The sequence below is a fragment of the Rhodopirellula islandica genome (genome assembly GCF_001027925.1).
GTDB lineage: Bacteria > Planctomycetota > Planctomycetia > Pirellulales > Pirellulaceae > Rhodopirellula > Rhodopirellula islandica.
Genome location: NZ_LECT01000050.1, coordinates 119,896 through 126,473, shown reverse-complemented (window position 1 = coordinate 126,473; position 6,578 = coordinate 119,896). Strand labels below are relative to the sequence as shown.

The following is a 6,578-nucleotide window of genomic DNA, read 5'->3' as shown; positions in this document are numbered from 1 at the left end:
CGGGATGGAGAGTTTTTTGGGAGGCACGGTTTCCGGGGGTGTGCTGCTACGCAGCGACCCCCGGCTACCATCTGACATCCCTACCGGGATGGATGACAGACAGAAGCCGGAAGAAAATTTGCATCCGCTGTGGGAGCGCCAATAGCAAAGATTTAGCAGCCCAGCGTTAGCCCCGGTTGTACGTGGGACCCGTGGCGTTTGCCAAAACAGTTTAATTGCCGAAAGACTCCTGCCGACCTGCTCAATGCGGCAAAAAAGGTTGCAGCGAGAAGGCGAGCGATCGTCGTGGTTCGAATGTCCATGTTCACGACTCCGGTGCAATCACAACGAGAATGGTCCAGGTCATTTTTCGCGACGTGGATTGGTCTCGATCAAGTCAATCGATCGCTGCACGTTGCTAGGATCAAGCCGCTGCGTTAGGTATCACCCAAGTGATTACGAATCGTGATCCAAAATGAGCAATCGCGATTGAAAGCAAAACCGCAACCGTGCCAGCAATTGCACGATTTCGAGTTGCCGTTCGAAAAGAGGGAAGGGCGGTATCGTCCGGCTGTCCCTCCTCTGACTGAGGAGTTTCGTAAGGGTTACTGGAACCAAGCTGATCATCGTTCACGGTCTACCCATCCCTCCGCCAAACGCAACAAAGAAGCAGGGAGCATACAAACGGTCGGACTACACTGACATCCCCACCTCGGCTTCACAATCACTTTGTGAGAAACTCTGTCTTGGCCTTTCCCACTGATTTTGACTCGCAGCAACCAGCCCGGTTGGCGTTTGGCACGAAAGTACGATCAATGATGTCTCGACTCTCCACGCTCTTACCGGCTGTGCTGGTGACTTCGTTCGTTCTTTGCACAGGAGCACCAGCGAGTTTTGCGCAGGAAGCGGACCCTCCCGTTTCTGCACCACCCATTCGAGCTTTGTTGATCGCGGGTGGGTGCTGCCACGACTATGCCAATCAGCAATCTGCGATTGCCGAGGGCATTCAGGCTCATGCGAATGTTCGTGTCGATGTTTATTGGACCGATAACTCAACCACCGCACCGGTCCTGCCTTTGTACCGCAAGCTCAACTGGGCGGAGGATTACGACGTCATCATTCACGACGAGTGTGCTGCTGACATCAAAGACGAGGCGCTGGTGAACCGAATCGTCAACCTTCATCGCACAATCCCGGCCGTCCATCTGCACTGCGCCATGCACAGTTTTCGAACTGGCACAGACGCGTGGTTCTCTCACCTGGGACTGCAGTCCAGTGGCCACGGACCTCAGCAACCAATCGACATTCATTTTGTTGACACCAAACACCCGATCACGCAAACACTTGCCGATTGGACCACCATTCCGGAAGAGCTCTACAACAATGTCAAAGTCTTCGGCGCACACCCATTGGCCATTGGCAAACAAAAACTTGGGGGCAAGCCCCCTCGCATCGAGGAAGCGATCGTCGCCTGGACCAACGAGACGCAGGGTGCCAAAAGCTTCAGCACCACGATTGGACACAACACCGAAACCGTCCAAGACCCTCGATATCTGGAACTCATTTCGCGAGGGTTGCTGTGGACCTGCGGAAAACTCAATGACGAATACCTGACGCCTTATCAAGGCGAGAACGAGACAACGTTCATTGACAAGCAGGACGTCGCCTCGCAAGTCGACTTGGAGCTGACTAGCGTCCCTGATGATGCTTCCCTGGTGAAGGTGAGCGCATCCAGCACTCAAAACGGACATCCCGTCTACCATGCCCTGGACGGCAACCAACAAACCCGTTGGTGTGCCAGCGGCGGTGGCTATCCCCAGTCGCTGCAATTTGAGTTTGAAGAACCACACGCTCTCGAAACCATTTCGATCCAGTGGGAATCCCGCCGAGGAATCTATCAATATCGCGTGGAAGGCTCCCTTGACGGGGCCTCCTGGACGACGCTGCTGGATTCCTCGTCACTCGATACTTCCGAGCCGAAACCCAACGGTCGAGGAAAGCTGCCACTTCGCCAATCCGATCCCGTCCGGTTTGTTCGCATCGTCGGCCTAGGCAGCGGACACGGTGGGTGGTGCAGCATTTGGGAAGTGGACATCGACGGGGAAGGCATCGGGCCCCTTTGGCCAGCCGATCCCAAGTCGGACAAGGGAAAGTTTGAACCACTTGCGGCCGATCCGTATACCAACCGCGGCAATCTTCCGCCTCGTATCGTCGAACTCTCGGCGGAGCAAGAAGCGGCGATTCTTCGCGACGTCCAGGTTCCTGATGGATTCACGGCAACCGTTTTTGCTTCGCCTCCCGCAGTGAACTACCCGGTCTTCGTCGCCGCAGGCGTTGATGGAACGCTGTTCGTTAGCTCCGACGGCAACGGTTCCCTCGGGCGGAATCCTGAACGTGGACGAGTGATTCGCCTGCGCGACCTCGACGGCGATGACCGCGCGGACGAAACAAAAGTCTTTTGCGAAATCGATGCCCCTCGCGGCTTGGTATGGGACCACGACCGGTTGTATGTCATGCACCCGCCCAACCTCAGCGTGTTCTTTGACCATGACGGCGACGGTGTCGCGGACGAACAAAAAACGCTCGTCAAGAACCTCGCGTTTGACTACTCCGATCGGCCCGCCGATCACACCACCAATGGACTGAGTCTCGGAGTCGACGGTTGGCTCTATATCGCCGGGGGTGATTTCGGATTCTTGGATGCAGAAGGGAGTGACGGAAAACATCTGACACACCGAGGTGGAGGCGTCCTTCGGGTCCGTCCTGATGGAACCGATCTGCAGATCTACTCAACCGGAACTCGAAACATCCTCGAGGTTGCCATCAGTCCGGAGATGGAAATGTTCGCTCGTGACAACACGAACGATGGTGGAGGATGGGACGTTCGGCTGCATCACTTCACGGGAATGGACGATCATGGCTACCCCCGCCTCTACAAAAACTTCAACGACGAATGCGTGCAACCCCTGGCTGATTATGGAGGCGGTTCAGGTTGCGGAGCCGTGTACATCGATGAACCTGGGTTCGGAAAATGGAACCACGCTCCCTTCACTGCTGACTGGGGAACAGGGTCGCTCTTCCACCACACGGTTTCGCCTGCTGGGTCCACCTACCAGGAAACCAAGCCGCCTCAGTCGTTCATCAAGATGACTCGGCCAACCGACGCCGATGTGGACGGAAACAGCCGGGTTTACTGCGCCAGTTGGAAAGGTGCGACATTCGATTGGACGACACCCAATGTTGGGTACATCGTCTGTGTGAAGCCCACTGATTTCGAGCCCGACCCGATGCCAAATTTCGCACAGGCAACGGACACTGAACTGATTCAAGTCATGGGCTCTCCGAGCTATCGACGCCGCGTCGAGGCTCAACGTGAGTTGATGCGTCGCGGAAATCCCGCCCATCAAATGTTGGTGGACCAAGCGATTGCCAAGCGATCTGAATTTCGAAATCTACTGCTGCATCTTCAAACCGACGCAAGCGATCAAGAATGCATCGCCGCGTTGTCACACGAAGATCCCGTCGTGGTCCATACCGCTATTCACTGTCTCGCGAAAAGGAATGCGGTCGACGCTTGTTTCGCGGTCTTGGATTCCGCTTCCGAATCGTCCGCCGAAGCGGAAGTTCTCCGAGTGCTCGCAATGATTCATTCGACAGAAGTGGTTGATGGGTTGATTGCAAGACTCCCACACGCCAACGCTAACACGAAGGTCGCGATGCTCGAGGCACTTTGCCGATTGCACAGTCGCGAAGCACCTTGGAAAGGTGACTCATGGGGTACCCGCCCGGACACACGCGGACCGTACTACGAACCCGAATCGTGGAAGGAGACCCCCAAGATTGCAGCAACACTGCAACAGGCACTCACCTCAATCCCATCTGTAACGGCAGCGGATTTGGTGAGCCAGCACTACTATCTCGGCGATGAGATTTTCCAGGTCGACGATTCTCAGCCCCTTTCCTCTGAACCCACCGTTCCAGTTTGGTCGCCCGAAGAAGCGTTCCAGTTGAAATCCCTGATTCCAACCGACTCTCCCACAATCAGTTCGTTGAAAATCGAGGAAGCGACCGCCGCAGCCGTTGCTGCCAAAGGAAACGTTGAGCTAGGAAAGCTTGTTTTCTCGAGTGCCAAATGCATTGCTTGCCATACCGTTTCGCAGTCCGAAGTTCAGAAGGGACCGTACCTCGGAAACATCACCCAAACCTACAAGCGTCCGGAGCTCGCCGTCGCGATTCTCGATCCCAGCAAGACAATCGCTCAAGGATTCGCGACTCATAAAATCCTGACCACCGATGGCGATCTCCTGACAGGGTTCATCACGGACGAACGCAGCGATCGAGTCACGCTCCGCGATCAGACCGGAAGCGAAACCACCATCGAAAAAGAAGACATCGAAGTCCGAAAGACATCGGAGGTTTCCGTCATGCCAACGGGTGTCCTGAATGAATACACCACCTTTGAACTTTCCTCGCTGCTGGACTACCTGGAATCGCTGTCGCAGTGACAACATTCGGCACCCGGACAACCTGGCGTGAATGCAAAACCATCGTCGCCCGCTCATTGACCGCCCGTCCATAGCGACTGCAGGCAAACACGCTCCTATCGTGAAGAAATGACAAGCATTCCATGTGAGGTCCGTGCCCCTTGATTCAGAAGCTTGCCCAAGAATTTCGATTGCGAGATCACTCCTTCATTTTCAACTGGAAACATCGATGAGCGCTGACGGCGGACGTTGCATACTGATGGCTGCGGGACTGGTTTTCACGTGGCTCCTCGGCTTCTCGCCGGGAGTCGATGCACTCGGACAAGAGGCTTCCACTGGCGATTCACAGCAGCATTTCCGGAATCCGATTGCAAAGGGGGCCGACCCTTGGGTGATTCGGGATCCGCACCGACCTCGCTACCTATGGTGCAAATCGGACAACGACCGTGGCATTCTCATCTTTGCAAGCGACGATCTGACCACGATGGGCGAACGTCACTTGGTCTGGAAAGCACCTGACGAAGGACCTTATTCCAAAGAGGTTTGGGCCCCCGAACTGCATGCGATTGGCGACCGCTTCTACGTCTACTTTGCCGCCTCGGATGGCGACAACGCCAACCATCTGACCTACGTCTTGGAATCCAAGACATCTGACCCTTTGGGCGAGTACAACCTGCACGGTCCCTTGGCCACCGGAGATGGTGAAGACGGTCGATCGCCTAACATCTGGTCGATCGACATGACCCTTCTGAATCACAACGACCAGCTGTTCGCAATCTGGTCGGGATGGGACAAACCGGGCAGTGACAATCAATACCTCTACATCGCTCCGATGAGCTCACCGACCGAACTGTCGGGGCCTCGCGTTCTCATTTGCGACAACGACGACTATCGGTGGGAACGCGTGGAACCCGATGCTTCTCAACGGGGGCTCAACGAAGGCCCTGAGGTTTTCCAAGCGAAAGGAAAGACCTCGCTCCTCTATTCCTGCGGTGCGTCTTGGTTGCCAACCTACAAGCTCGGCCGATTGGAATTGGTGAAGGACAATCCCCTGGCTCCCGATGCTTGGAAGAAGTTGCCCGAACCGGCTTTCCAGAGCACCGAGACGGTCTACGGTGTCGGCCATTCGTGCTTCGTTCCGTCGCTCGACAACCAACAATGGTGGCACATTTTCCATGCCAAAGTGGGACCTGAACCAGGCTGGAATCGAGCCCTCCACTTGCAACCCATGCGAGTCGCCAACGATGGAACACCGCTTCTCGGCGCGCCGCTCGACCGAACGACTCCGATCCAGCGTCCCAGGGGCCAGGCACTCAGTGAAGAAAAATAGACCGGACCGCTTCAGTGTGGTTTGAACCATTCCAAGACCTCGTTCGTCGAACTGGGCAACGACTTGGAGTGATCTCCTCTGGTTGGAGTGATCTTCTCTGGCCCAAGACGATAGAATCAACCGAGTCACGTTTCGGACACATCAGTGTCCCCTGAGTGATTCTTTTTTGATTTCTCTTCTATCTCGCCCAGCATTCGAATGCCAACGTCCACCGACATCCCCGACGACGGGTTTCCTTCCACCGGGCGATTGGCGTCGGTCGACTACGGAACAGTCCGCATTGGAGTCGCGATTTGTGACCCCGACTGGATCCTGGCCAGTCCTCTGGAAACCCATCCGGTCAGCACACCCGAGAAAGATGCTCAGTACTTCATTGACCTCGCGAAATCGGAACGGATTGCTGCTTGGGTCGTTGGCCTTCCAATTCACTGCGACGGTGGCGAGAGCGACAAAAGCAAAGAAAGCCGAAAATTCGCGGCCTGGCTGAAGGAAACCACCGGTCTGCCGACGCGTCTCTTCGACGAGCGTTTCACAACGGTCGCCGCCACCGCCAAGATCCGGCAAGGCAAAACCACCCGCAAAAAGACCAAACAACGTGTCGATGCCGTCGCCGCCCAGGTTTTGCTGGAATCTTTCTTGGAATCCTGCCGGTATCGCGGCGAGCTGTCCGGGCACCGACTGGAAGATTCAACTTCCGATGAGTCGCTCGATGATGCATGATGGAGCAGAACGTTCCGTGTTTTGCCCGAGTCGACGTTGTGTTCTGACTCAGTCGACGTTGTCAC

3 protein-coding genes are annotated in these 6,578 nt (G+C 55.8%); all 3 read left to right on the top strand.

Annotated features, from left to right (window positions below; all coding sequences use genetic code 11):
- Nucleotides 1–794 precede the first annotated feature (794 nt).
- A complete protein-coding gene (locus tag RISK_RS25450) occupies nt 795–4,484 on the top strand; it encodes a DUF7133 domain-containing protein (RefSeq protein ID WP_063838451.1) in 3,690 nt (1,229 codons plus the stop codon).
- Nucleotides 4,485–4,692: 208 nt separating this feature from the next.
- Nucleotides 4,693–5,793 carry a glycoside hydrolase family 43 protein gene (locus RISK_RS25445; RefSeq protein WP_047817133.1) on the top strand — a complete coding sequence of 367 codons (1,101 nt, stop codon included), beginning with the start codon at nt 4,693–4,695 and terminating at the stop codon, nt 5,791–5,793.
- A gap of 198 nt (nt 5,794–5,991) precedes the next feature.
- A complete protein-coding gene (ruvX, locus tag RISK_RS25440; protein ID WP_047817132.1) occupies nt 5,992–6,513 on the top strand; it encodes a Holliday junction resolvase RuvX in 522 nt (173 codons plus the stop codon).
- The last annotated feature ends 65 nt before the right edge of the window (nt 6,514–6,578 follow it).